Annotated in this window: 19 protein-coding genes; 4 read left to right on the top strand and 15 right to left on the bottom strand. The window is 63.2% G+C overall.

All coding sequences use genetic code 11. The annotated features are described in order from the left end of the window. Positions 1–420: 420 nt before the first annotated feature. The 4 genes from KFO72_RS25845 (at position 421) to araH (ending at position 5,090) form a co-directional block, all read left to right on the top strand. Positions 421–1,350, top strand: a complete 930-nt coding sequence (locus KFO72_RS25845) for a Gfo/Idh/MocA family protein (protein ID WP_107202295.1) — start codon at positions 421–423, stop codon at positions 1,348–1,350. Between the two features lie 94 nt (positions 1,351–1,444). Beyond that, a complete protein-coding gene (locus tag KFO72_RS25840) occupies positions 1,445–2,449 on the top strand; it encodes an arabinose ABC transporter substrate-binding protein (RefSeq protein ID WP_054933285.1) in 1,005 nt (334 codons plus the stop codon). Between the two features lie 13 nt (positions 2,450–2,462). Further along, on the top strand, positions 2,463–4,034 hold the full coding sequence (gene araG, locus KFO72_RS25835) for an L-arabinose ABC transporter ATP-binding protein AraG (protein ID WP_082670413.1): 1,572 nt from the start codon (positions 2,463–2,465) through the stop codon (positions 4,032–4,034). A gap of 39 nt (positions 4,035–4,073) precedes the next feature. Continuing rightward, positions 4,074–5,090 (top strand): L-arabinose ABC transporter permease AraH, encoded by a 1,017-nt coding sequence (gene araH, locus KFO72_RS25830; RefSeq protein ID WP_042304458.1) that lies wholly within the window; start codon positions 4,074–4,076, stop codon positions 5,088–5,090. Between the two features lie 42 nt (positions 5,091–5,132). On the opposite strand, the gene KFO72_RS25825 is transcribed toward araH, so the two are convergent. The 15 genes from KFO72_RS25825 to KFO72_RS25755 all read right to left on the bottom strand — a co-directional run bounded on the left by KFO72_RS25825 (position 5,133) and on the right by KFO72_RS25755 (position 25,116). Next, positions 5,133–5,957, bottom strand: a complete 825-nt coding sequence (locus tag KFO72_RS25825) for a M55 family metallopeptidase (protein WP_225033351.1) — start codon at positions 5,955–5,957, stop codon at positions 5,133–5,135. Beyond that, positions 5,954–7,015, bottom strand: coding sequence for a P1 family peptidase (locus KFO72_RS25820; protein WP_225033350.1), 1,062 nt, complete (start codon positions 7,013–7,015; stop codon positions 5,954–5,956). The genes KFO72_RS25825 and KFO72_RS25820 overlap by 4 nt, the downstream gene beginning before the upstream one ends. After that, entirely contained in the window at positions 7,012–7,917 is a 906-nt protein-coding gene (gsiD, locus tag KFO72_RS25815) for a glutathione ABC transporter permease GsiD (RefSeq protein ID WP_035998982.1), read from the bottom strand. The genes KFO72_RS25820 and gsiD overlap by 4 nt, the downstream gene beginning before the upstream one ends. 7 nt (positions 7,918–7,924) lie before the next feature. Continuing rightward, positions 7,925–8,845: a glutathione ABC transporter permease GsiC gene (gene gsiC, locus KFO72_RS25810; RefSeq protein ID WP_054933289.1), complete on the bottom strand. Its 921-nt coding sequence runs from the start codon at positions 8,843–8,845 to the stop codon at positions 7,925–7,927. Between the two features lie 90 nt (positions 8,846–8,935). Then, positions 8,936–10,498, bottom strand: coding sequence for a glutathione ABC transporter substrate-binding protein GsiB (gene gsiB, locus KFO72_RS25805; RefSeq protein WP_054933290.1), 1,563 nt, complete (start codon positions 10,496–10,498; stop codon positions 8,936–8,938). A 99-nt stretch (positions 10,499–10,597) separates the two neighbouring features. Continuing rightward, on the bottom strand, positions 10,598–12,520 hold the full coding sequence (locus KFO72_RS25800) for a dipeptide ABC transporter ATP-binding protein (RefSeq protein WP_098021617.1): 1,923 nt from the start codon (positions 12,518–12,520) through the stop codon (positions 10,598–10,600). Between the two features lie 34 nt (positions 12,521–12,554). After that, the gene (locus KFO72_RS25795; RefSeq protein ID WP_225033349.1) at positions 12,555–13,550 is read right to left on the bottom strand and encodes an isoaspartyl peptidase/L-asparaginase family protein; all 996 of its coding nucleotides are present in this window, start codon (positions 13,548–13,550) and stop codon (positions 12,555–12,557) included. Continuing rightward, positions 13,547–14,500: a MurR/RpiR family transcriptional regulator gene (locus KFO72_RS25790; RefSeq protein ID WP_225033348.1), complete on the bottom strand. Its 954-nt coding sequence runs from the start codon at positions 14,498–14,500 to the stop codon at positions 13,547–13,549. Before KFO72_RS25790 ends, KFO72_RS25795 begins: the two co-directional genes overlap by 4 nt. 315 nt (positions 14,501–14,815) lie before the next feature. Beyond that, positions 14,816–15,478, bottom strand: coding sequence for a type VI secretion system lipoprotein TssJ (gene tssJ / locus KFO72_RS25785; RefSeq protein WP_224102138.1), 663 nt, complete (start codon positions 15,476–15,478; stop codon positions 14,816–14,818). 31 nt (positions 15,479–15,509) lie between these two features. Further along, on the bottom strand, positions 15,510–16,586 hold the full coding sequence (gene tssG, locus KFO72_RS25780; protein ID WP_225033347.1) for a type VI secretion system baseplate subunit TssG: 1,077 nt from the start codon (positions 16,584–16,586) through the stop codon (positions 15,510–15,512). Continuing rightward, on the bottom strand, positions 16,583–18,382 hold the full coding sequence (gene tssF, locus KFO72_RS25775) for a type VI secretion system baseplate subunit TssF (protein WP_225033346.1): 1,800 nt from the start codon (positions 18,380–18,382) through the stop codon (positions 16,583–16,585). The genes tssG and tssF overlap by 4 nt, the downstream gene beginning before the upstream one ends. Positions 18,383–18,433: 51 nt before the next feature. Continuing rightward, positions 18,434–20,041, bottom strand: a complete 1,608-nt coding sequence (gene tssA, locus KFO72_RS25770; RefSeq protein ID WP_225033345.1) for a type VI secretion system protein TssA — start codon at positions 20,039–20,041, stop codon at positions 18,434–18,436. Between the two features lie 36 nt (positions 20,042–20,077). Further along, positions 20,078–23,302, bottom strand: a complete 3,225-nt coding sequence (locus KFO72_RS25765) for an ImcF-related family protein (protein ID WP_263627809.1) — start codon at positions 23,300–23,302, stop codon at positions 20,078–20,080. Positions 23,303–23,664: 362 nt separating this feature from the next. Next, positions 23,665–24,765 carry a hypothetical protein gene (locus KFO72_RS25760; RefSeq protein WP_225033343.1) on the bottom strand — a complete coding sequence of 367 codons (1,101 nt, stop codon included), beginning with the start codon at positions 24,763–24,765 and terminating at the stop codon, positions 23,665–23,667. An 87-nt stretch (positions 24,766–24,852) separates the two neighbouring features. After that, a complete protein-coding gene (locus KFO72_RS25755; RefSeq protein WP_054933298.1) occupies positions 24,853–25,116 on the bottom strand; it encodes a PAAR domain-containing protein in 264 nt (87 codons plus the stop codon). Between the last annotated feature and the right edge of the window lie 148 nt (positions 25,117–25,264).

Below are 25,264 nucleotides of genomic sequence, written 5' to 3'. Positions count from 1 at the left end.
TAGGGCTTACAAGCAAACTTTTGAAAAGTCTATTGTCGGCACAATGTCTTAAATAGCGGGTACGTAACCCGCTGTAATACCTTGCATGCGTCGCTGAGGTTGATAAATAGAATGACTTTTGAGTGTTGTGCATGGGGGAAAACACCAATCACAACGTATCGGCTCCCCGCATATAGTTTGGCTAATTCGTCGGCGGCCGGTTCGATGGGCGAGTTGGCTGCGTGGGGAAAACGAGGAGTCTCAAATAGTGGCAATGTCGGGCAAACGCTTCTTCCGATCCCACGTTGTGCGACTCGCCCGGCGGGTCGACTCGGTGTCGAATGCCGCACGCGTCGATTCATGCGAACTCGTACGCGCGTCAAACGCGCTTGCGTTACGCTGAGGCCGCTAACAATTCGTTAGTCCCTCGAAGCTCACTATATGAACAACAGACTTTCCATTGGCATCGTCGGCGTCGGCAAGATTGCGCGTGACCAGCATCTTCCAGCTATTGCCGCGCTCGACGGCTTTGAACTCGTTGCGTGCGCGAGCCGCAATGCGCAGGTCGACGGCGTGCGCAACTACAAGACCATCGAAGAGATGCTGGCCAACGAGCCGCAACTCGACGCCGTGTCCTTGTGCGCGACGCCTCAGGTGCGCTTCGATCAGGCGCGCGTCGCGCTCGCGGCGGGCAAGCACGTGATGCTCGAAAAGCCGCCCGGCGCGAGCGTGCATGAAGTGGACGTATTGCGTGCGATGGCGCGCAACGCGGGCCGCACGCTGTTCGCGACATGGCATTCGCGTTACGCGCCCGCTGTCGAAACAGCACGCGAGTGGCTCGCCTCGCGCACGCTGCAGGAAGTACAGGTGCGCTGGAAGGAAGACGTGCGCCGCTGGCATCCGGGTCAGGCGTGGATCTGGACGCCGGGTGGGCTCGGCGTGTTCGATCCCGGCATCAACGCGCTGTCGATCATCACGCACATGCTGCCGCGCGAAGTCATTCTGCGCGAGGCGGCGCTTTCGGTGCCCGCCAACGTGCAGACGCCGATTGCCGCCGAGCTCGATTTCATCGACGAAGCGGGCGTGCCCGTGCGCGCCGAATTCGACTGGCGCCATGGTCCCGTCGAGCAATGGGAAATCGAAGTGACGACCACGGAAGGCGTGCTGCATCTGAGCGAAGGCGGCAAGAAGCTCGTGATCGCGGGCAAGCCGGTCGAACTCGGACCCGAGCGCGAGTATCCGTCGCTGTATGAGCGGTTTCACTGGCTGATCACGCATGGCGAGCACGATGTGGACGTGCGCCCGCTGCGGCTGGTGGCCGATGCATTCCTGCTTGGCCGTCGTCACGAGGTCGAGCCGTTTCACGACTAGCGCCTGAGAGACGCGCGGGCCTGGTCGTCCCGTTAGACCTGTTAAGCGCTCATTCGAACAATCACACGCAACGACCTGATCCAAGGAGACAAGCATGACCCGCAAGCTTAGACGCCTCACTTTGTCCGCGATGGCCGCCGCGCTGCTGGCCGCGCCGTTCGCCGTGCAGATGACCGCACACGCGGATACGCCGCTGAAAATCGGCGTGCTCGTGAAAATGCCGGAGCAGGCATGGTTCATCAACGAGCAGAAAGCGGCGGCGGCTTTGGGCCAGAAGGAAGGTTTCTCGGTCGTCAATATCGGCGCGCCCGACGGCGAGAAAGTGCTCGCCGCAATCGACAACCTCGGCGCACAAGGCGCGCAGGGCTTCGTGATCTGCCCGCCCGACGTGCGTCTCGGACCGGCGATTCAGGCCCGCGCAAAGCGCTACAACATGAAGTTCGTGACTGTCGACGATCAACTGGTCGACTCGACGGGCAAGCCGCTCGCAGGCGTGCCGCATCTGGGCATGTCGGCATTCAAGATCGGCAATCAGGTTGGCCAGGCGATCGCCGACGAAATGAAGAAGCGCGGCTGGAAGCCGGAAGAAGTGGGCGCGATCCGCATCACCGACTATGAACTGCCGACGGCCAAGCTGCGCACCGACGGCGCAACGGAATCGCTGCTCGCCAACGGTTTCAAGAAAGAGAACATCTACGACGCCCCGCAAAAGACCACCGACGACGAAGGCGGCTTCAACGCAGCGTCGCCCGTGCTGTCGAAGCATCCGAACATCAAGAAGTGGGTGATCTTCGCGCTGAACGAAGAGACCGTGCTGGGCGGCGTGCGCGCCACCGAGCAGCTGCACATTCCCGGCTCGGACGTGATCGGCGTCGGCATCAACGGCGCGGGCGAAGCGTTTGCCGAGTTCCAGAAGAAGGAACCGACGGGCTTCTACGGCACGATCGCCGTCAGCTCGACGAACCACGGCAAGCAGAGCACGCAGAATCTCGTCGACTGGATCAAGTCGGGCAAGCAGCCGCCCGCCGATACCCAGACCACGGGCAAGCTGATGACGCGCGAAAACTGGAAGGACGTGCGGACGGAACTCGGAATCTGATGCGGTAGAACGGATGCAAAACACGATGAACGCGAATGACGCCGCCAGCGCCACGAATGCCACCTACGTCGCTCCTTCGGAACAGCCGTTGACGGCGTCCGCCACGCATCTCGAACTCGACGGCATCACCGTCGCGTTTCCGGGCGTGGTGGCGCTCGACAACGTTTCTTTCGACGTGCGCGGCGGTGAGGTGCACGGTCTGATGGGCGAGAACGGCGCCGGCAAATCGACGCTGCTGAAAGTGTTGTCGGGCGTGAACCAGACGCAGGCGGGCGCATTGCGGCTCGCCGGCGTCGAACACAGGTTCACGACGACCAAGGCCGCGATCGAGGCGGGTATCGCGATCATCTATCAGGAACTGCATCTCGTGCCCGAGCTGACGGTCGCTGAGAACCTGATGCTCGGGCAGTTGCCGAACCGCTTCGGCGTGCTCGACGAGAAAGCGCTCGTCAAGCGCGCGATGACCGAGCTGGAGCGGCTGGGCGAATCGATCGATCCGAACACGCAGGTGAAGAGCCTGTCGATCGGCCAGCGGCAGATGATCGAAATCGGCAAGGCGCTGATGCGCGACGCGCGCGTGATCGCTTTCGACGAACCGACCAGCTCGTTGTCCGCGCGCGAAACGGAGCGGCTCTTCAAGATCATCAATGCACTGCGCGCGCAGGGGCGCGCGGTGATCTACGTCACGCACCGGATGGACGAGGTCTACGAACTGTGCGACCGCGTCACCGTGTTTCGCGACGGCCGCCGGATCGAGACGTTCGATTCCGTTGCGGACCTGGATCGCGACCGGCTCATCAGCTGCATGGTGGGCCGCTCGATTCGCGATGTATATGGATATCGTCCGCGTGCAGCGGGCGAGGTACAGCTTGAAGCGAAGCAGTTGATGGGGCCGGGGCTTTCCGCTCCGGTCTCCTTCACTGCGCGCAAGGGCGAGATCGTCGGCTTCTTCGGGCTCGTCGGCGCGGGACGCTCCGAGTTGATGAAGCTGCTCTATGGCGCGACGCGGCCGGCAAGCGGACATGTCGAACTGAACGGCAAGCGCGTGTCGTTTGCGACGCCGCGCGACGCGGTGCGCGCAGGTATCGCGCTGTGCCCGGAGGATCGCAAGCAGGAAGGCATCGTCGCGATTGCTTCCGTGGCCGACAACCTGAACATCAGCGCCCGCCGGCATTTCAGCCCGTTGAGCTTTCTGCTGAACGGCAAGCGCGAGCGCGACCTGACGCGCGAATACATCGACAAGCTGTCGATCAAGACACGCAACACCGAAACCGTGATCGGCACGTTGTCGGGCGGCAACCAGCAGAAGGTGATTCTGTCGCGCTGGCTGGCCGAGCGCATCGACGTGTTTCTGCTCGACGAACCGACGCGCGGCATCGACGTCGGCGCGCGCGCGGAAATCTACGACCTGCTGTACGACCTCGCGGAAGCGGGGCGCACGGTGATCGTCGTATCGAGCGATCTGGCGGAAGTGATCGGCATTGCGGACCGCGTGCTGGTGATGAAGGAAGGGCGCATCGTCGGCGATCTGCCGAAAGCACAAGCCACGCCCGACCAGCTGATCAAACTCGCTTTGCCGCAATGACGCAACAACGCACCACGTAGACCACGGAACTGGAAGACCATGCAAACACCAAGCACACGTCCGGCGACCGAGCCGGCAGCCAATCACGCCGCATCGCCCGGCGCGGCCGCGCACGCGGCGCGCACGTGGGACCTGATCAACAAGTCGGGCATCGTGATGGTGTTCGTCATTCTGTTCGCCGTGCTGTCGTTCGCGGTGCCCGACTTTCTGACCACCCGCAACATGCAGGGTCTGTTGCTCTCCGTCACGCTGATCGGCTCGATCTCCGTGACGATGATGTTCGTGCTGGCGCTCGGCGAAGTGGATCTGTCGGTCGCATCGATCGTCGCGTTTTCAGGTGTGGTCGCGTCGACGCTGATCACGGCGACGCATAGCGTGATGCTCGGCGTCGCGGCGGGCGTGCTGGCGGGCGGCGCGGTCGGGATGGTGAACGGCGTGCTGATTGCGCGCTACAAGATCAATTCGCTGATCGTCACGCTCGCGATGATGGAAGTGGTGCGCGGTCTCGCGTTCATCACATCGAACGGCGATGCGGTGATGATTTCGGAAGAGAGCTTTTTCGATCTCGGCGGCGGCTCGTTCCTCGGCATTTCGTTTCCGATCTGGAGCAACATCGTCGGCTTCGTGCTGTTCGGATTCCTGCTGCGCAAGACGGTATTTGGCAAGAACGTGCTGGCTGTCGGCGGCAATAGCGAGGCCGCGTTGCTGGCGGGTCTGCCCGTTACGCGTATCAAGATCACGGTGTTCGTGCTGCAAGGGCTGGTGACGGGCTTTGCAGGCGTGATGCTTGCGTCGCGCATGAGCCTGGGCGATCCGAAGACGTCGGTGGGTCTGGAACTCGGGGTGATTTCGGCTTGCGTGCTGGGCGGTGTCTCGCTGACGGGCGGTGTCGCGACGATTTCAGGCGTGCTGGTCGGCGTGCTGATCATGGGCTCGGTGCAGGACGCGATGAGCCTGTTGAATGTGCCGACGTTTTATCAGTACCTGATTCGCGGCGGCATTCTGCTGCTGGCGGTGCTGTTCGATCAGTTCCGGCGCAGCAAGCGGCGGGTTTGAGCTTGCCGCTTGCTTGAGGTTGCGCTGATTTGTATCGAAAGGTCAGCGCAGCATGAACGACATCGCCGACAGGCAATTCAGCGTGCGCACCGCATGCTCGACAGAAGGCGTCGAAAAGCGCAACGTCACGCCGTCCAAGCGTTCCAGCGACGGCAGTTGCGCAAACAGATCGGCGAGCGCGCTGGTTTGCACGCGCAGTTCGATATCGACGGGTTGAGGCTTGCGACGTTGCGCAGCGGGCAGCCCTTCGAATTTCGCAACAACATCCCGCGCTGATTCTCTGATTGCAGCGCATGCACGCTCCGGCGTCTGCGTCGCCCCGCTTCCAAAACCCGTCGCGTTCTTGGTGACCAAGAACGTCGCATCGGGAAATAAGGGTTGCGTTTCTTCCGCAAACACATCGTCACCCGAAAGCAGCACGACACTCGCGCCATACTCGCGAGCCAGCGCGCCATAAATCCCGGCTTCGCCCATCTCGCGCCCATTCATCGTCACGTGGGTGAAAGCAAAGCTGTTGATCGTATGCGCGAGAATGCCGCGGCTTTGCGCCATCGCGTGATAGCCGATCATGAACACGAGTTGCGGAGCATATTCGAGGCCCGCCATCATGCCGAGCGTGCGCGGCTTGCCGAGTATCACGTTGGCGCGCGCGTCGAGCATGTCGGGCAACAGATTGCGAAAGCCGCCGTGCGAGTCGTTGACCCAGACCTGCGTCGCGCCGCCCGCGAATGCGCCTTCGACCGCGGCGTTCGCCTCGAGCGTCATCCAGCGGCGCGCGCGTTCGTATTCGCCATTGCCCGCGCGCGTCTGCTCGGAATGCACAACGCCTGCCACGCCTTCTATATCGACCGAGATCAGTACCTTCATGCTGTGTGCCGTTTCAACAGTTGCTGGAGATCGGGCGCCGCTTCACGCAGCGAAATGCGTGTGTGCGCGTCGCGTCCCGTGACGGAAGTGGCTGACCATAACGCATCGACGATTGCCTGCTCGACGCTATCCGCACACGCATGAAACAGCGGGTCGAGGCGAGCGTCGCCGAGCAGCGGCGGTGTTGCGATGAAATCGCTCTCATGCGGGACAGTCCAGGCCGTCGAGAACGCAAGCGCGATATCGCCGCTGCCGTGTCCATAAACCGAACCGGTGCGCGCGAGACCTGCGGCGGTGCGCATCGAAAGGCGTTTGAGCTGGCGCGAATCGAGCGGCGCATCGGTGGCGACGATCATGATGATCGAGCCTTGCTCGGGCTTTGCTGGCGTTGTCGACTGCTTACGTCGATGCAGTTCGCGCCCAAGCGGCGTGCCGTCGATAGTCAGCATCGGCAGCCGCCCGAAGTTCGCGAGCACCAGCGCACCGACAGTGAAATGCCTGCCCGCCACATTTGCCACGCGCGAAGCCGAACCGATACCGCCTTTCAGATCGAAGCACGACATGCCGCGCCCCGCGCCGACCGAGCCGCGTTCGAACTCGACCGCCGCAGCGTCGAGCGCTTGCATGTAATGCGACTCTTCGATCGCCAACGCCTGAATATCGTTGAGGTAACCGTCGTTGCATTCGAACACGAGCGGATTGACGGTCGGCCACTCGCGCCCAATCTGCGGATTGCTCGCGAGAGCAGCGCGAATTTGCGCCTGCGCGACAGCCGCGACGCCGAACGTATTGGTGAATGCGATCGGCGTTTCGAGCACGCCGAGCTCTTCGACCTGCACGAGCCCGATGCTCTTGCCGAAGCCGTTGATCACGCTCGCGGCCGCAGGTACCTTGTGACGATACGGATCGTCGCGATGCGCGCGCACGACGGTCACACCCGTCTGTATCGGACCATCGGCGAGCGTGCAATGCCCGACTGTCACGCCGGGCACATCCGCAATCGTGCCCAACGCACCCGTCGGCGACGTGCCGATATGCGGCATCGAAAACATGTTCATGGCCGGTCCAGCTTCGGATCGAGCGCATCGCGCAAGCCATCGCCGAGCAGGTTGAACGCGAGCACGGTCAGGAAGATCGCGAGACTCGGAAAGAGCGCGATATGCGGCGCCGTCACCATATCGGCGCGGGCTTCGTTGAGCATCGCGCCCCACTCGGGCGTCGGCGGCTGCGCACCCAGGCCGAGGAACGACAGGCTCGCCGCCGTGATGATCGACGTGCCGATGCGCATCGTCAGATACACGACGACCGACGAAATCGTGCCCGGCAGAATGTGCCGCATGATGATGGTCCAATCCGACGCGCCAATGCTGCGCGCCGCTTCGATATACGTCAGCTGCTTGAGCATCAGCGTATTGCCGCGCACGAGCCGTGCGAACGCCGGGATGCTGAACACGGCGACGGCGGCGATGACATTGATCATGCCGTTGCCGAGAATCGCGACGATGCCGATGGCGAGCAGAATGCCGGGGAACGCGAACAGCACGTCGGCGACCCGCATCGTGATGCGGTCCCACCAGCCTTCGTAGTAGCCCGCGAGCAAGCCGAACAACGTGCCGACGATCGCGCCGATCGCCACCGACACGAAGCCCGCCGCAAGCGAAATACGCGTACCCGCGACGATGCGGCTGAAGATATCGCGCCCCAACGAATCGACACCGAACCAGTGCGCAGCCGATGGCCCCGCATTCAGCGCGTCGTAGTCGAAATAGTTTTCAGGGTCGAACGGAACGATATGCGGGCCCGCAATCGCTACGACGATCAGCAGCAACACGAACACACCCGCCGCGAGAGCGACGTGCTGCTTGCGGAACTTGCGCCAGAACTCGCTCCATGGCGTGCGGATCGCGCTTTCGTCGCGGGTGGAAGCGGCGGCGCGGGCGTTGTCGGCGGTCGTGCTCATGCGGACCTCACTTGAAACGGATGGTCGGATTGATGACGGCGTACAGCACGTCGACGACCAGATTGATGACGATGAATTCCAGCGAGAACAGCAGCACTTCAGCCTGAATCACGGGGTAATCGCGCATCGCGACGGCGTCCACCAGCAGGCGTCCCATGCCGGGCCAGTTGAACACCACTTCGACGACGATCGAGCCGCCGAGCAGAAAGCCGAACTGCAAGCCCATCATCGTGACGACGGGAATCATCGCGTTGCGCAGGCAGTGCTTGATGACGACCCATTGTTCGGCGACGCCTTTCGCGCGCGCGGTGCGCACGAAGTCCTCGTTCAGCACCTCGACGAACGACGCCCGCGTGAAGCGCGCCATCACGGCCGCGACGGCGGCGCCGAGCGTGATGGACGGCAGCACGTAGCTGCGCCACGAGCCGTCGCCGACAATCGGCAGCCAGCCGAGCTTGACCGAGAACACTTCCATCAGCAGCATGCCGAGCGCGAACGCGGGAAACGAGATGCCGGACACGGCGATCGTCATGCCGAGCCGGTCGGGCCATTTGTTGCGCCACACGGCCGACACGATGCCGATCGTCATGCCGAAGATCACCGCCCATACCATGCTGACGAGCGTGAGCATCAGCGTCGGCATGAAGCGCTCGCCGATCTCGGCGGAGACAGGGCGCTTGCTGCGCGTCGAGATACCGAAGTCGCCGTGCGCCGTGCGCATGAAGAAGTTCACGAACTGCGTTGGCATCGGCTTGTCGAGACCGAGATCGGCGCGCACGAGCGCGACGGTTGCATCGTCGGCTTCTGGGCCGGCTGCGAGCCGCGCCGGGTCGCCCGGCAGCATGTGCACGAACAGGAACACGAGGCCAGCGACGATCACGAGCGTCGGCAGCAGGCCCAGCAGACGTTTGACGAGAAAATTCAGCATGAGAGCGATCCGCCATCGAAAAGCATGTGCTGCATGAAGCGAACGCGCTGGTCTCGACATGCACGCTTCGAGACCAGCGTCATCAGCGCGTTACTTCAGCGCGATTTCATCGAAGTTGAACGAGCCGTCCGGCGCGACGTACGCGCCCGCAAGCCGCTTGCTGCGCGCGTACACGACCTTCTCCTTGACGAGGAAGAGCCACGGCGCGTCGGCCCAGATGCGCTTTTGCGCGTCCCCGTAGAGCGCGGCCTTCTGCGCGCGGTCCGTGGTTTCGAGCGCCTTGGTGAGATCGCTGTCCACGGTATCGTTCTTGTAGTACGCAGTGTTCACGAGCTTCGGCGGGATCGACGACGACGCGAGCAGCGGCGTGATGCCCCAGTCCGCTTCGCCCGTCGACGACGACCAGCCGATGTAGTACATGCGCACGGGTGCTGTCGCCGGGTCTTGCGCGCTTTCGACCTTCGCGACGCGCTGGCCTGCTTCGAGTGCTTCGACACTTGCCTTCACGCCCACTTGCGCCAGTTGCTGCTGCACGAACTGGATCGCTTTCTGCGAGGTCGAGTTGTTGTATGCCGACCAGAGCGTCGTTTCGAAGCCGTTCGGATAGCCTGCCTCTTTCAGCAGCGCGCGTGCTTTCGCGGGGTCGTACGGCCAGGGGCCGAGCTTCGTCGCGTAGTCGACGCCTTCGGGAAGCACGCCATCGGCGGGCACGGCGTAACCCGAGAACGCGACTTTCGCTAGTGCTTCCTTGTTGATCGCGTAGTTCAGCGCTTCGCGGACCTTCGGGTTGTCGAACGGCTTCTTCGTGGTGTTCAGGCTGACGTAGCGGTTGATGATCGACGGCGTGGAGATGATGTCGACTTTCGGTTCCGATTGCAGCGCGGCGGCCTGCTCGAACGGAATGCGGAACGCGAAGTCCGCTTCGCCCGTGCGTACGAGCGCGGCGCGCGTGTTGTTGTCGACCACGGGCTTCCAGTCGATCTCGTCGATCTTCGGATAACCCTTCTTCCAGTAACCGTCGAACTTCTTCACGGTGAGATCGCCCGCCGGGTCCCACTTCACGAGTTCGAACGGCCCTGTGCCGACCGGGTGAAACGCGAGATCCTTGCCATACTTTTTCATCGCGGCGGGCGAGATCATCACAGCCGACGGATGCGCGAGCACGTTGACGAACGCCGAGAACGGCGCCTTCAGCGTGACCTTCACCGTGTACGGATCGACCACTTCCGTCTTCTCGATGCGGCTGAACATGTTGTAGCGCTTGAGCTTGTTCGCCGGGTCCGTCACGCGGTCGAACGTGGCCTTGACCGCGGCTGCGTTGAAGTCGGTGCCGTCCTGGAACTTCACGCCCTGGCGCAGCTTGAACGTGTAGACGCGTGCGTCGGGGCTTGCCTCGTAGCTCGTCGCCAGCACGTTGACCAGCTTCATGTCCTTGTCGAAGCCGAACAGACCTTGATAGAACGACTTTGATACGGCTTGCGAGAGGGTGTCGTTGGCGTCGTACGGGTCGAGCGTCGTGAAGGTCGAATCGACGGCCATCACGGCCGTCGTTGCCGCGTGCGCGGCGCCCGACGCGAGCATCGCAAAGACCAGCGCGCCGCTCGTTACGAGCGAACGCAGGCGAGACGGTTGAGAGAAGAGAAGCGTAGTCATCGTTTCAGAACTCCACTGAGCGAGGGAACTGCCTGTTGTTATGCCGCTGGTCTGCGCGGCTACTGGGTTGTTGCCGGTAAGGCGTGATGTGCCGCACGTCTAGTAAGCGCCGCCAATCCGGTGCGCGGCCACGAAATGACCCGGGCCCACGGCGACGAGCGGCGCGACGACGGGCTCGTTGTCGAGCGCGCGAATCGGGCTGGGCAACTCGTCGGCGGCGAGCATGCGCTTCGCGTGGCGGCGCGCGGGATCGGCGACGGGCACGGCGCCCATCAGCTTCTTCGTGTACGGATGCTGCGGTGATTCGAACACCGCGCGACGCGGTCCGATCTCGACGATCTGGCCGAGATACATCACCGCGACGCGATGACTGATACGTTCGACGACGGCCATATCGTGCGAGATGAACAGATACGCCACGCCAAGCTCGCGTTGCAGATCGAGCATCAGATTGACGATCTGCGCCTGTACGGAGACGTCGAGCGCCGACACCGATTCGTCCGCGATCACGACCTTCGGATTGAGCGCGAGTGCGCGCGCAATCGCGATGCGCTGACGCTGGCCGCCCGAGAATTCATGCGGATAGCGTCGCGCAGCGTCAGCGGGCAGGCCGACCTTGTCGAGCAGCCACGCAACGCGCGCCTGTGCTTCCTTACCGCTCGCGACGTTGTGCACGAGCAGCGGCTCCATGATCGAGAAGCCGACTGTCAGACGCGGGTTGAGCGACGCAAACGGGTCCTGGAAAATGAACTGGATATCGCGGCGCAAGGCCTGCAGCGAAGGACCTGTGAGCGAGCTGATGTCCTTGCCGTCGAACTCGATGCTGCCGCTCTGGCTTTCGACAAGCCTCAACAGCGAGCGCCCCGTCGTCGATTTGCCACAACCGGATTCGCCCACCAGCGCGAGCGTTTCGCCCGCATGCAGATCGAAGCTGACGCGTTCGACGGCATGCACGCGGCCCGTGAGCTTGCCGAACAGACCGCTGCGCACGGGGAAACGCGTGACGAGATCGCGTACGCGGAGAATCGGCTGTGCCTGCTTCGACGTGGTCGATGCCGTGTGGTCTTTGGGAGGCGGCTGCTGCACATGCTCGCCGTCGAGCCTGAGCAACGAAAACTTCGCGGGTGCGTCCGTGCCCTGCATCGAGCCGAGCTTCGGCACGGCGGCAAGCAGCGCTCTCGTATAAGGATGCGCAGGCGCCGCAAACAGTTGCGCCGACTCGCCTTCTTCGACCTTGTCGCCGCGATACATCACCAGCACGCGATCCGCCACTTCTGCGACCACGCCCATGTCGTGCGTGATGAAGATCACGCCCATGTTCATCTCGTCCTGCAGGCCGCGTATCAGTTGCAGGATTTGCGCCTGGATCGTCACGTCGAGCGCGGTGGTCGGCTCGTCGGCGATCAGCAGAGACGGCTTGCAGGATAGCGCCATGGCGATCATGACCCGTTGTCGCATGCCGCCGGACAACTGGTGCGGATAGCGCGCGGCCACGCGGCGCGCTTCGGGAATGCGCACGAGATCGAGCAGACGCAGCGTTTCGGCGTGCGCCTGGCTGCGGCTCATGTTCTGATGCAGCGCGATCGCTTCACCGATCTGATCGCCGACCGTGAAGACGGGATTGAGCGATGTCATCGGTTCCTGGAAGATCATCGCGATGTCCGCGCCGCGAATGGAACGCATGGTCGATTGCGATGCCTGCGCGAGATCGAGCACGCTGCCGTTGCGCCGACGAAACGCGATGCTGCCGTTCGCGATGCTTCCGCCGCCATGTTCGACGAGGCGCATCAATGCAAGCGAGGTCACCGATTTGCCCGAGCCCGATTCGCCGACGATAGCGAGCGTCTCGCCGCGATCGACGGAAAGCGACAGATCGCGCACCGCGTTGAACGTGGTCTCGCCGCGACGGAACGCGACCGTGAGGCGGTCGATATCGACGACGCGTTGCGGCGGCAGGCTGTCTAGCGGGCGTCGATGGGTTGGCGTGTGCGGCGTGTTCGGCACGATGATGTCTCCCGGCATCTGAAACAGGGGATGGTTTAAACGCGGCGGCGCACTAGCGATAGATCGCCGTGACGGGCGCCTCGCCGACGCGCGCATAGCCGCGATACATGCCCTCGGTGTTGAAGGGCAGCACGACGTTGCCGTACGCGTCGACGGCGATCAGGCCGCCGCGTCCGTCGATGCGCGGCAAGCGGTTCATCACGACGTCGTTCGCCGCTTCTTCGAGCGGGACGCCGCGATAGGCCATTTGCGCGGCGACGTCGTAGGCGGCGACCATGCGCATGAACATCTCGCCGGAGCCGGTGGTCGAGACGGCGCAAGTTGCGTCGTCGGCATAGCAGCCCGCGCCGATCAGCGGCGCATCGCCCACACGCCCCAACTGCTTGTTCGTGATGCCGCCCGTCGAGGTTGCGGCCGCGACGTGACCGTACAGATCGACGGCGACCGCGCCGACCGTGCCGAACTTTTTGTTCGGATCGATAGGCTCGTGAGGCAGCGCTTCGTTGTTCGCGGACGATGCCTGTTGCGCGGCAAGCGCTGCGCCGTCATGGTCGAGCATCGCGCGCTGCTGCTCGCGCGCCAGCTCCCACTGGCGATAGCGTGCATCCGTATGGAAGTACGATGGATCGACGAACTCCAGACCTTGCGCCTGTGCGAATGCTTCGGCGCCTTCAGCCGTGAACATCACGTGCTCGCTGTATTCGAGCACGTGCCGCGCGGCGACGATGGGGTTGCGTACCCGCTTCACACACGACACGGCGCCAGCTTCCAGCGTGCGGCCGTCCATGATCGACGCATCGAGTTCATGCGTGCCCGCCGACGTGAAAACCGAACCGTGCCCCGCGTTGAACAGCGGACAGTCTTCGAGCAGCCGCACGGCTTGCGTGACGGCATCGAGCGCGCTGCCGCCGTCGGCGAGCACGCGTTGCGCGGCGACGAGCACGGCGCGCAGTTCAGCGTGATAACGGGCTTCCGCATCGGAGGCCATCGACGCGCGCACGATGGTGCCTGCGCCGCCGTGAATCGCGATTACCGCATTGGTGTTCATTTGTTCTTCTTTGCCTGGGAAGAGGTGGGCCGCGTGGCGGTCTTCGAATGAGGTTGCAGCGCCGAGGTGTCCGTGAGCCAGGGCAACACGAACTCGGTCATGTTGGCGGCGGCCTGCGCGGAGCGCTTGGCGCGGAACGCGACGGCGTCGCACAGCGCTTCGATCACCGCGAGCACGGTCGCTTCCGATGTCGCGGCGAGACGCCGCTCGGCGCGGATGAAGAGCGAACGTGTGGCGAGCGCGGCGAGCGGCGAGGTCGGGCCGTCAGTCAGCGCGAGCACGTCTGCGCCGAGGCTGGCGGCGCGGCGCGCGAGCTCGATGGTGTCGTCGACATAGCGCGGAAACGCGATGGCGATCACCAGATCGCCCCTGCCCGCATTGAACAGGCGGCGCGCCGCGTGTGTCGGTCCGCCGATCAGGGCGAGCGACTGCACGTTGTCGTGATACGGCAGCAGATTGTGCTCCATCAGGCTCGCGAGAAATGCGCTCGCGCCGCAGCCGAGAATGAACACGCGCCGTGCGGCGATGATCGCGTCGACGGCGGCTTCGGCGGCCGCGCCGTCGATCGTGCTGCGCGTCGTGCCGAGATTGGTTGCGGCCTGTTCGAGCGACGCGCTGAACAGCTCGTCGCCGTTCGTCTGCGATTCCTGCGCGGAACGCAGACGCTCGACAGGGGCGAGCGTCGCTTCGAAGCCGCGCACCAGCGCCTCGCGAAAGGCCGGATAGCCGTCGAAGCCGAGCGCGCGCGCAAAGCGGTTCGCCGTCGCGATGGACGCGCCGACGGCGGTGGCCAGTTCGTCGATACGCATGGTCGCGGCGCGGAACTGGTTGGCCAGCACGAACTCGCCCATGCGCCGGTGGACAGGCGTGAGGATCGGCATCGCAGCCGTGATGCGGGCGGCGATGGCGGGCTCGGCGGCGGCGGGCGGGTTCGGACGTTGGCGGGCCATGAGTGTCGGAGCGAATCTGTCGGGCTGACTGGAATGAAAGTGAATTTACATGAAAATTATCTTGTGAAAATATTTTTTCGCTCAGATGGGGGTTTGTACGAGGGAGAGGGAATGAGTACTTTCGCAGCGCCAGTCGATCGTCGACGGGCGTTCGTTCAGATCAGGCTTGGGGATGGCGCACCGCCGCGTGAGCGGCAGTGAGACGAGAGAGGTGCTGCTCGACGGCAGCGTGGGAAGCGGTCTTGCCGACAGGCAATGCCGCGTTGCGGGCAGATCGGCCGTCGGTGCGCGCGTGCGTCGACGGCCAAAGGGCGGTCAATCTTCGACTGGCTGAACCCCCGTGATGGACCCCGTCGTGATCGCCGCAGCGGCCTTCGCTTTCTGCGTTGCCGCAGCGGGAGCGCTGACGGCATTGGGCGCACTCTGCTGTGGCGCGTCGTGCTTCACCGGCTCCGGCTTCGCCTCGGCGAGCTCCATCACATTGCCGCGCACGACGATCTTCACGGGATCGGTCTTCTTCCATTGCTTCTTCGGGACCACCAGCTTCCACGTCGAGTCGCGGTCGGGATTGCGAAAGAACGCGACGACACCGACATACTGTGTGTCTTCTTTCATCGGCTCGTTGATGCTGGCGCTGGCGTTGGGGCGTAGCACGACATCACGGGTTGCGAGCAGATCGGCCTTCAGCGCGTCCAGATCGTCGGTTTGCAGTTGCGCGTACTCGAGTTGCTGGAAGCTCTGCGCATCCTTCAACTGATACAGCCGCACGACCGTCGACAGCGATTGCCCAACGGCATTCTCGTTCAGCGAAGCGCGGCTGACGAGATCGACACTCATTGTCTTGACCTGAGTCGTGAAGACCCATTTCGCCGCATCTACCGTGTTGTCGGACACGGCCTGAGTGAGTCCGCATCCTGCCAGGGTCAACGCAGTCAACATCAATGCGCCCACGCCGGGCGCGTTCGTTTTCCAGTTCATGGTTTCGGATTCGTTTGAGGTGTTCTGTCGATCAATGCATTGGCGGGCAATCGCCGCTGCTGCCCGTCCATACGCCGAGTTGCACGCGGGTGCGCCCGCCGTCGCGGGTCGACAGCCCCGCGCCAGCCAGGCGCGTCGTGAAGCCGAGCCGCACTTCATCCGCGCTGAGCTTCTGTGGCGGCATCAGGTCGGCAGCGACGTGCATTTCGAGGTTCGCTTGCGCTTCGTAGCCAAGGTAGAAGCGCAGCAGCGTCATCACCTCGCGATGCGCGGTGTGACCAGGCAGCAGCGCAAGCACGGATTCGCGCGTGTTCGGCGTGAGCACGATCCGCACACTGTTGCTTCTGTCGTAGAAGCCGCGGCCGAGCAGACAGGACTCGCCTAGCGCCGCCCGCGGATCGCCGGTCGCGTTGACCCAGACAGAATGAAACTCTTCGACGTCGACATCCGTATCGGGCACCGCGTGCCGAAGCACGCCCGCAAGCCCTTCAGCCGTGCGCGTCTTCTGACCGGCGAGACCGAGCATCGACAGCAGCTTGCGTGTGCCGACCGCGCGCGCCATGTCAGGCGTGCCGATGCCGAGTCCCGCATAGCTGAGCAGGTAGCGCGAGACCTCGTCGGTGCCGTCCTTTCTGAAGCCGGCCGGATAGCGATACTTGCGCCATACGCGGTAGTACTGCGTGACGACGCGGTGATGGAAGAGATCGAGAAACGCGGCGAGCGGTTCTGCGCCTTCGCGGTTTTGCGCGACCTCGTCGGCGAAGTACGATGGCATGCGCGCATCGACACCATAAAGACCCAGAAAGGTCGTCACGACGGAAGGCGGTTTCAGCGGGTCGTCGGGATCGCTTTCGATCGCATCGATCTCGCGACGCGGAAACCCCAGGCGCGCGTGCGAACGAAAGCGGACGGGTTCGTCCGCTGGCGAATCCGTCGTGCCGATGGGCGGGCGATCCGGCGCGGCCAGTTCGATGAGCTGGCAGAAGCGGAAGAAGTTCATCTGCGTCGCGTGATCGAGCAGCGCGGGCAGCAACGTGCGTTCGGCGTCGACGGAGTCGATGGTGTCGTGACGGGTGGATCGCAAAAGCGCGAAATGCGGGTCGTTCAAAACGGTGCTCCTTCCCCCTTGGTGTCGGGCCATTCGATGCGCCGTCCGGTTGGCTGCGAGACGATGACGAGCTTGGTGTAGAGGTTGAGCGAAGCGTACAGCCCGAGGAACCGGTTCAACATGCCGCCGAACAGTTCGAGATCGCCGTTGCCCGCGAAACGGCCGCTGTCGATCGTGACGATTATCTCGACGCCGCGTTGCAAGCCGCCACGCACCAGTTTCTGCAAGAGCCGATGCTGAACATCGGTGATGGCATCGATGCGCCGACGGTTCAACTCGCCGTCCGTCCAGTCGTAGAGCGCGAGACTGCCGCGCAGGATTTCAGCGTTCAGCAGCGACAGGTAGTTCGGCGCGAGATGCGACAGCACGCGCCACTGGAAGCGGTCGCCCGTTGGCGGATAGACGGGCAGGGTCGGTGCGCACAGATTGCGCACGGCGCCGATGTTCGTGAAGCCGCCGCGCATCCGGTTGATGCCCGCTTCGCGCAGCGCCTTGCGCGGCAGCATGCCGTTGGTGCCCGCCACTGACAGCGACAGCGTTTCCTTCGGCAGCGCGTCAGCCCGTTCCCATACGTGTCCGCCGAGCACCAGCCACGTGTCGAACCGGCCGGCCGGTCCACGCCGTACGCGGGTATGGAAGTAGCGCTCTGGCATTTCATGGCGCAGCATGCCGCCGCGATGACGAAACGCTGCGAAAGGCACGTATTCGAAGCGCTGGCCTGTGCCTGCTTCGAAACCCTGGACGGAATCGACGCAATAGACTTCGACGCTCGCGCCATATTGTTCGCGCGCGTTCACGCGGTACTCGGTCTCGAACTGCGTGACGGTGATGGGTGCGGCTTCGAGCGCAAACAGGTTGATGATCGGCGTGCAGTAGAGGCGCACGTTGTCCGCGTTGAAACGCATGTCGTCGGGGTACGGCTGAGCCAGCACGATCTCGACATCGAAGTGGCTCGCGGAAGCGGGCACCGCCTGAATGTCGAGACCGACGAGGTCGACGAACATGAACTTTTCGGGGAAAGTGAAGTACTCGAGCAGCAACTGATAGCCCCCGAACGCGTTGTCGGCTTTCGGCCAGAGACGCTCTTCGGCGGCGAAGCCCGCGGGCTCGATGCGCAGTCCGGGCATGGGTTGCGGCGCGCCCGGACGCTCTTGCGGAAAGCCCGGCACGCGGACCTGCGCGGCGAGGGGTACGGCTGTCAACGCGGAATACAGCGTGAGCGCGACCGGGCGGTCGGCGTTGAGATAGAGACGCAGACGCGGCACCTGGAGCTGTTCGCGCCGGGCCTGCGGCTGGAGTTCCAGCCGAAGACGGATCACGGAGCGGCCGTCTTCGCGGGCATAGGTGTTCGCTTCCGTCAGATGCAGCGGGTAGAGATCGACTGGTTGTGTGGTCCGATAGATGCATGCCTCGCCGTCGTCGCCCATTGGCTCGGACAGCGCTTCGAGTCCGGCGGGCAGCGTCTCGTGCTTTTGCAGCGCACCCGGCGTCGGAATCATCTCCAGGATGGACAGCGATGGAATCATGCGCAGATAGTGCGGCCACAGCATGCTGACCAGACCTTCTGTCAATTCGGGCAACTCGTCGTCGAGCTTGTGACGTAGACGCGCCATCAGAAAAGCGAAGCCTTCGAACAGGCGCTCGACGTGAGGATCGCGATCGCCGATGCGATCGATATTGAGCATGCGCGCGCGGTCAGGAAATGCGCCGGAGAATTCCTTGCCGGCGTCGCGCAGGTAGCGCATTTCCGCTTCGTAATAGCGGAGGATGTCGCTGTCCTTGGTGGGAGAACTCATTGCAGGTGTGTGTCCGTGTCCGGTTAGTCAGCGGTTGAGGCTGTCGCGCGATCAGGCCAGCACGACGGCGCGCGCCGGATCGATTGCCGTCAGTTCGGCCGCCAGCGAGTCGATTCGCGCGGCGAGCGTGGTCTTGTCGGCGTCCTTTCGGTTGACGCGGATTTTCAGCAGATTCAGCAACTGAAGCTTGACCTCGAAAGCGAGTGACGGCTCCCATGCGGCAAGCTGAAAGCGCCGCGTGAACTCGTCGAGCGAGGCGAGCAGATGCAGCGCGGTGTCGGGGCGCTGCGCCCGTTCCGCGACACGCGCCATCACGAACTGTCGAAGGAAGTGTTCGCGTTCGCCATGCTCGCCGCCGTGCGTGGGCAGACGTTGCAGCCATGAAAACGCCGCTTCGATGCCCTGATTCGTCGCGAGGTCGTACGCCTGCGATTCCGTTTCGGCCCAGTCGTTGTCCGCCGATCCGACACTGATCGGCGCGACCATGTCGCCTTTCTCGACGTCGCGCACCGTCGCGTGACGGGCGATCCACTCGAGCGTGGTGTCGTCGGCGAACGGCGAACCGTCTGTGAATGACAGACGTTCCAGTCCTGCCAGACGCTCGAGCATCAGTGCGCAGTCAGTTGCGACGAGTTCGCGTACGCGGGCGTATTCGCCGCCCGCGTGTTCCTGCGCAGTAAACGCGTAGTACTGGAGGTCGAGCCAGAAATGGTTCGCGCCTTCCGCAAACGCACTCTCGATCCGTTCGAGAAGCTCAGGCCATTGCTTTTGAAGCACCAGCCGTTTCAGGTTTGCGCGCAGTTCCGCGCGTGGTGCGACGAGCCGCGTCTTGCCGCTCGCCTCGTGAGGCGGCACTTCCGTGAGCGTGTCCCAACGCACGCAACGCATCAACCGGTATGCGGCCAGATAACCGTGCGGTTGCTCGCGAAGGAATTGCGCCATATGCCGGGCGCGGTCGAGCAGATCGCTTGTTGAAGCGACCGTTGTGCTTCCTGCAAGCGTGACGGCAGGGCCGCTGCCGGCGGCCGCGTTCGATGCCGATGCGCTCGGGACGCCTGGCGCGAGATCTGAAGGTTGTGGCGTTTCGAGGCGGTTCTCGAAACGGCGGAACAGCGGCTCCAGGGCCGGGCGTGCGGCTTCGGGCCACTGCGACGTGCGTTCGACGATCAGCGCGAGCGCCGAAAGCGTGCGTTCGAGCAGCGCCCCGCTCAGTCCGTTCACGCGATCGAGACGGTCGGCGAATGTCGTTCCCGCGAGCCATTCGAATGCGCTCTTGCGCGTGGCGACCCGCCCGGGCAGCAACGCTTCGCCGAACCGGTCGACCAGCGCCGACAGCAGTTCAAAGCCGGATGCCACGCCTTCCGCGCCGTCGCGACGCATGCGACCGTAAATGTAGTAGGCCGCGACGCGAACGTCTTTCGCGCCGTGTTTGAGCAACCGTTCGGCGGTATCGACGATCTTCGTATCGTCGATACCGCCGAGCCTGGCGACTTCTTCCTTGATCGCCAGAAAGTCGTCGTCGTAGGCGGGATCGCTGCCCGTCGGCATGTCTTCGCTGATGGGCGCGAGCCAGTCGTCCCAACGCGATTGTGTCGAGCGCGCAAGGTCGGATGGCGGGCGGGTGCCGAATAGCGCGTCGAGGAGGTTGGAGAATTTCATTGTTTTTTATTGGACTGTTCGTTGGCTCAGTTCAGTTCAGCTCTGCGGCAGGGGTGTGGCCGCGCGTTTGCCCGCTTCAAGCGCGGCCTTCGGCAAAGGCGGCGGACTGTTGTCCCTTGCCATGTTCGCCGTGCCCGGTGAGCGGCTCACGAAGATGCGCGAGGGCAGCACGAAACCCTTGAGCGCAAGCAGTTCGAGCGGACCTTTGCCCACGTCGGTGCGCATCATGTAGCCCAGTGCGTGCGTGTCGCTGCCAGGCGCAGGCTTGCCGGGCTCCTGTGCGATCAGCGTATCGATGTCGTAGGCGGGGTCGCTGGCGGACTTCGCGGCGGCCGGCCTGATTTCACGCACGAACGGCGAAGCCTGCCAGGTGAGCATGTACGTTGCGCTATCGACGGGTTCCACGCGCGCGTGTTCGAGCATGCGCACGAATGCCCAGCGCCCGTCGAACTCCAGACTGCGGTTCGTGCCTGCCTTCTCCGTCTGCCATTCGAGGCGCGTGCCCGTTCTCTGCGGATCGTTCGATGGCCAGTTCATCGGTTGCCAGGTTTCCTGCTGATTGAAGTAGTGCAGCTTCTGGCCATCGACGGTGAGCAGCGTATCCGTGATGCCCGGCGACGGCACGGGTTTGAATTCGACCCGATACTGCGGCTCGCCCTGCGCGAGCAGGTGCCCTGCAATGCGTTGCAGCGTGTTGATAGCGGTAAGGAACGACGGATCGAAGACGAGCGAGGACGTTGCCGTGGTGACGGGCATCCATTGGTCGCCCTGCAACTCCAGCACGCCCGCAAGCTGACCCGCGAGAAACGCGGCGATCAGGCCGCCTTGCGGTCGCAGGAAGCGCGCGAGTTCGGGCAGCGAGGCGTCGTTGGCGGTGCTGGCGAAGGGATAGCGTCCCGCGAACGAGCGGTTCCACGCCGAGACGATGCTCTGCTGCCAGGCTTCGTTCAGGCTCGCCTGGGCAGGCTGGAGCACGGTCTGCAAGGCCTGCGCGACGGGGCGCACGAACAGGGCATCGCCCATGCCCGCCCATTGCGCGCCGACGCTCGCGGCGATCAGGCGCGCGTAGGACTGCGTGTCGGCGAGTTCCGAGCCTTTGCCCTGGAAAAGCGTTTGCGCGACCTGCCGCGCCTGTGCGTCGGCGTCCGGGCTGTCGCCGATCTGCTGTAGCCGCAGCCGTAACGTCGTGACGCGCTCCAGATAGCGTTGCAGGCTCAGGTCGCTGTAGCCGGCTGTCGTCTTGTTGTTCGATGAGGGGGCATCGCCGCCCGTGCCCTGTGCAACGAGGCGCAGCACGGGACCGAACGACGGCCCGAGTGGCCCTGCGGGATCGGGGCGTGCTGCCTGCGGTTCATCGGCCTTGTTGCCGCCGAAGATGTTCTGCGCCTTCGTGACGAGCGTGTCGGATAGTGAGGCCTTCTGGGCGCCCGCGCTGCCCTGATACTCGAGCGACTTCATCAACGCGATCAGTGGCGACTGGCGCGCGTCCGCCATGGCCTTCAACTGACCGATGGCGGCGGGCATCGACGAAGCGCGCTCCCACTGGATCGTGTTCATGAAGGCCTGCCAGTGTTCGGCGTAGTCGGCGAAGTAATGGCCGGTGAGGGCGGCTTTCAGCGCCTCGGGAGACGATGCGGTTTGCGTTCGCTGTGGGCTGTTTGTGGTGTTGGCGCCGGCGAGCACCCAGTCGCTGGCGGTGCCGTTGTGTTTTGCGGCGTCGTCGATGGCCTGGGCGATCGTGCCTTCCCACGCCTCGCGCGTGAATACGCCGGGGACGGAGGCCGAGGTGCGGAACAGGCCACGTGTGTCGGTGCCGGCTGTCAGAGAGGCGAGCGTCTGGTCCGGATACTTCCTGCCGACGGACGCGACGATGTCCTGATAGATCGTGTCTTCGGAATTCTTTACGCCGATCACGGCGAGCAATGTCTGACGCGAGCCGTTGATGAGGTCGTCGCGGGCGTCGATGCGCCATTCCGGGTGCTGTTTCAGGTGCTCCGCGTAGAAGCCGAGCAGACGCTGCGAGAGGTCGAGCTTCTCGCCAGGCGGCAGGTCGGCGGCGATGTTCCAGTAGTGCGGCAGCAATGGCGTCATGAACGATGGATCGGCGTGTGCAGGCTCCGACATCATCAGGTAGGTCTTCAAGGTCTTGTGACCGTCCTGCGCAAGCTGGCTCGTCTGGCTATCGAGCTGGGCGGTCTGCATCTGGTTCAGATCGACCAGTTGCGCTTCGAGGTTCTGCTGTACGGGTGTGATAAGCGTGTCGCGGGCGGTGCGCGAGTAGGGCTTCCAGATGGCCGCGAGTGTTGGTGCGTCGTGGTTCAGGCCGAAGCGGGTTGGGAGCGGAGCGTGGTGCTGTATGCGGTCTTCGTACAGTGCGATGCGTTGCTGGAGTGCGAGCAGGTTGCGCAGACGCGTGGCGGAGTCTCGCGCAGTGTGCAGGTTGTGCACGGCTTCGCTGGTGAGGACCAGGTCGCGGGCGTTGGTGGCGGCAGAGAGGAGCAGGCCTGTGGTCCATAGTGCGACTGCGCTGAAGGCGATCGTCGAGAAGACGGTGATGGGGTGCAGGCCGATGCGGTGGCCGCCTGTGCGGAGGGCGTCGGTGGCGAGGTGAGACCAGAGGTGCTCACCGATGCCGGGTGCCGCGTTCGTGCTTTCGGTCTGATCCGACTGCTTGCGGGAAGCGAAGAACACCCCGCGCACGTTGATTGCGCGGCGTTGGCGGGAGCTGATCCCTGCAATCCACGTTGACAGTGGCGCGATGCGCTTATCGAGGTATTGGGACAATTGGCCTGTGTAGCGATTGCTGTCGTCGCTTGCCATCTGCGCGATGCTCACATCGGCCAGTCGCGTGTTCAGCGCGAGAAGCGCGGTTTCGATCGTGCGTGCGCTGGAGGCGTTCTCGAACTCGCAGCCGATGAGGGGCGGCGTTACAACTGCCTTGGTCGTGAGTTCGGGATAGTCGAGCACGTACACAGGTGCAGACCAGCGCAGCCGCGAAGCGATGTGCGCGAGCTGGATGCCGGCGGCGTTGGTGCCACGGCTTGGCGTTGGAGCGTTGGACGCGGCATCGCCGACTACCACGATCGCGTCGACCGGGCGGCGGCGGCGCAGTTTGTATAGCTCACGCAGCCAGGTGTCGTCGGGGCGGCCTTCGGCTACAGGCTTTTGCCAGAGGAGGATGGCGTCGCCGGTGATGTGCCAGCATTGGCTTTTGAGTTCGGGGACCAGGTTGGTGATGGCGGTGTCGTTGCCGGTTAGCAAGAGCCAGGGTTGGCGGTAGCGCCAACGGAGGCCGTTGCGCTCTCGCAGCCATTGGCGAAGAGGATCCAAATCTGCACCGACGACCTTGGTCCCTGAATCACCGTCGGCAATAACGGTTGGTCGGAGCCCTTCTTTCTCAATCAGCGCCTCTACTTCGCGCTCTTCCGCCGATCTCTTTGAATACGCGGCATACGCAAACACGACCACTATGCCGCCTATCAAGATCGAAGCCAAACGGTGCGAACTGAACCATGCGAAGAGCGCGCCCTTTTCTACGGTAAAGCCTAAGAGACCGGCAACTGCCAGGCACGCGGCAATTACGAGCAATGACGACCCATAGCGTATTTTGGTTTTCACTTTATCTAGCTGCTGTGATTTGTTCTGGCCATGACAATAGCGATTGCCGATGAGCCGTTTGCCGAAACTACCAGTTGCGAACGCTGTCTGCGGGTTGCCGCCTGAATTGCAAGGCCAAGCGCAACCCAGCCGCTCAATGGACCGGCCAGCCCGGCTACCTCGTCGAGATTGTTCTCCAGCGTGTCCCTTTCATTAGCAACATGCCCGCCTCCGGCGTCGCTCGAAGCTTTCCGTATCGTGCCTAGCGCATGCTTGTCGAGACCGGTGTCCCATATGTCCGCGTCGTTATCCGCTCCGCCTTGGATTCGACGCACCTGTCCGAGATCCGCGTATAACGCTTCGACGTTTGACAGCATGGGCCGATATACCCGTACGTGACTTTCCGCAGTCGGAGCGCGATGGTCCGTGGTACCAATAAGCAGAGATACAGCACCTTCGCTATACGAATTAGCATCGGTTGCCCGCTGCCCTGCAATGAGAAGCAGGGGTGCGGTGAAATGCTGGTCGACACAGTGATACAGTCGTTCCAGACCTGACTCGGAAAGCATCTTTACCGTCAGCGGCAATTTGATGGCTCTCTTGACGAGAATTCCATCAAGTGTCTTCGCCGAGTCGAACGCCGTGTCCCGAAGCGCTGCGAAAGTGCCGGGATCAACAAGAATTTCGACGACCAGCAAATCTTTGATGCGCTCAATATGTTCCCCTAGGCGTTCGATCACGAGCTCTAGCAAATGCGTAACCCATTGCTCGGCCGAATAAGCAAATGACCATCCGAGTGTCAGACTTCGCCCCAGATTGACGGGAAGTTCTCTGTCCTTTTGCACCCATTGATCGATTTGACCGCCAGCAGACGGGAAGACACAGCTCGCCTGGATACAGAGGCAACGGCGCCCCCATTGCGCCCACTCGTTGTCGAGAAGCTCGCGCTTTTCGGCCCAGACGTCCTGCTCCAATTTTGCATGCTCGTAGTACGTCAGGCGCGCACCAAACATACCCATGAAGACAACAGCAGGCGCACCGAATAGGAGAATCCAGAATTTTCCAGATTGCGTGGATTGATCATGTGGCCACAACAGCAATACAAGCGCGGCGCCAACGGTCATCACGAGGACAAACGTGGCGAGCCAATTCCGCCAGCGCAATGGCGTTGGCTCTGGCCGAGGCCGCAGAACGGGAATGGGCCACGGCATCGCCTATCCGACCATCGCTGACGACTGCGTCGATAACACGCGACATCCGCAAGCAGCCTTGCATCCATGCACGACGAGTGGCTTGCCATCCCAGATCGTCGTCTGTTCTGCTTCGATAATGGGGTTCACACCATGCCCCTCTATCCGGCAGTTCACCAGATCGCCCAGCAAAGCAGCGCGTTTTCCGTTCTCGAAAAATGTGGAGGTTGCCGTCATGACATAACCGTCCCTGTCAGTGGGGTCACCCTCGTAGATGAGTCCTTTCATTGTTCCTCACGCGTTGATGACGCTGTATCAAATGACTTGTTCAAATGGGATTACTTTAGGAACCACGACGCAACCCACGTATAAAAAGCCAGTGCGCTACCCGTCCACAGCAGGATGAACGGTACTTCCTTCCACACGATGGGCTGGC

The organism is Paraburkholderia sp. XV, assembly GCF_020177535.1.
Taxonomy (GTDB): Bacteria; Pseudomonadota; Gammaproteobacteria; order Burkholderiales; family Burkholderiaceae; genus Paraburkholderia; species Paraburkholderia caribensis.
Note: the sequence above shows the minus strand (reverse complement) of the source record. Positions and strands in the feature narration are given on the sequence as shown.

Coding starts and splice junctions, on each gene's coding strand:
- KFO72_RS25845 (WP_107202295.1), top strand. CDS start 421: ATGAACAACAGACTTTCCATTGGCATCGTCGGCGTCGGCAAGATTGCG.
- gsiD (WP_035998982.1), bottom strand. CDS start 7,917: ATGAGCACGACCGCCGACAACGCCCGCGCCGCCGCTTCCACCCGCGAC.
- araG (WP_082670413.1), top strand. CDS start 2,463: ATGCAAAACACGATGAACGCGAATGACGCCGCCAGCGCCACGAATGCC.
- KFO72_RS25790 (WP_225033348.1), bottom strand. CDS start 14,500: ATGGCCCGCCAACGTCCGAACCCGCCCGCCGCCGCCGAGCCCGCCATC.
- KFO72_RS25825 (WP_225033351.1), bottom strand. CDS start 5,957: ATGAAGGTACTGATCTCGGTCGATATAGAAGGCGTGGCAGGCGTTGTG.
- KFO72_RS25795 (WP_225033349.1), bottom strand. CDS start 13,550: ATGAACACCAATGCGGTAATCGCGATTCACGGCGGCGCAGGCACCATC.
- KFO72_RS25800 (WP_098021617.1), bottom strand. CDS start 12,520: ATGCCGGGAGACATCATCGTGCCGAACACGCCGCACACGCCAACCCAT.
- tssF (WP_225033346.1), bottom strand. CDS start 18,382: ATGAGTTCTCCCACCAAGGACAGCGACATCCTCCGCTATTACGAAGCG.
- KFO72_RS25820 (WP_225033350.1), bottom strand. CDS start 7,015: ATGAACATGTTTTCGATGCCGCATATCGGCACGTCGCCGACGGGTGCG.
- gsiC (WP_054933289.1), bottom strand. CDS start 8,845: ATGCTGAATTTTCTCGTCAAACGTCTGCTGGGCCTGCTGCCGACGCTC.
- tssJ (WP_224102138.1), bottom strand. CDS start 15,478: ATGAACTGGAAAACGAACGCGCCCGGCGTGGGCGCATTGATGTTGACT.
- gsiB (WP_054933290.1), bottom strand. CDS start 10,498: ATGACTACGCTTCTCTTCTCTCAACCGTCTCGCCTGCGTTCGCTCGTA.
- KFO72_RS25755 (WP_054933298.1), bottom strand. CDS start 25,116: ATGAAAGGACTCATCTACGAGGGTGACCCCACTGACAGGGACGGTTAT.
- tssA (WP_225033345.1), bottom strand. CDS start 20,041: ATGAAATTCTCCAACCTCCTCGACGCGCTATTCGGCACCCGCCCGCCA.
- KFO72_RS25840 (WP_054933285.1), top strand. CDS start 1,445: ATGACCCGCAAGCTTAGACGCCTCACTTTGTCCGCGATGGCCGCCGCG.
- araH (WP_042304458.1), top strand. CDS start 4,074: ATGCAAACACCAAGCACACGTCCGGCGACCGAGCCGGCAGCCAATCAC.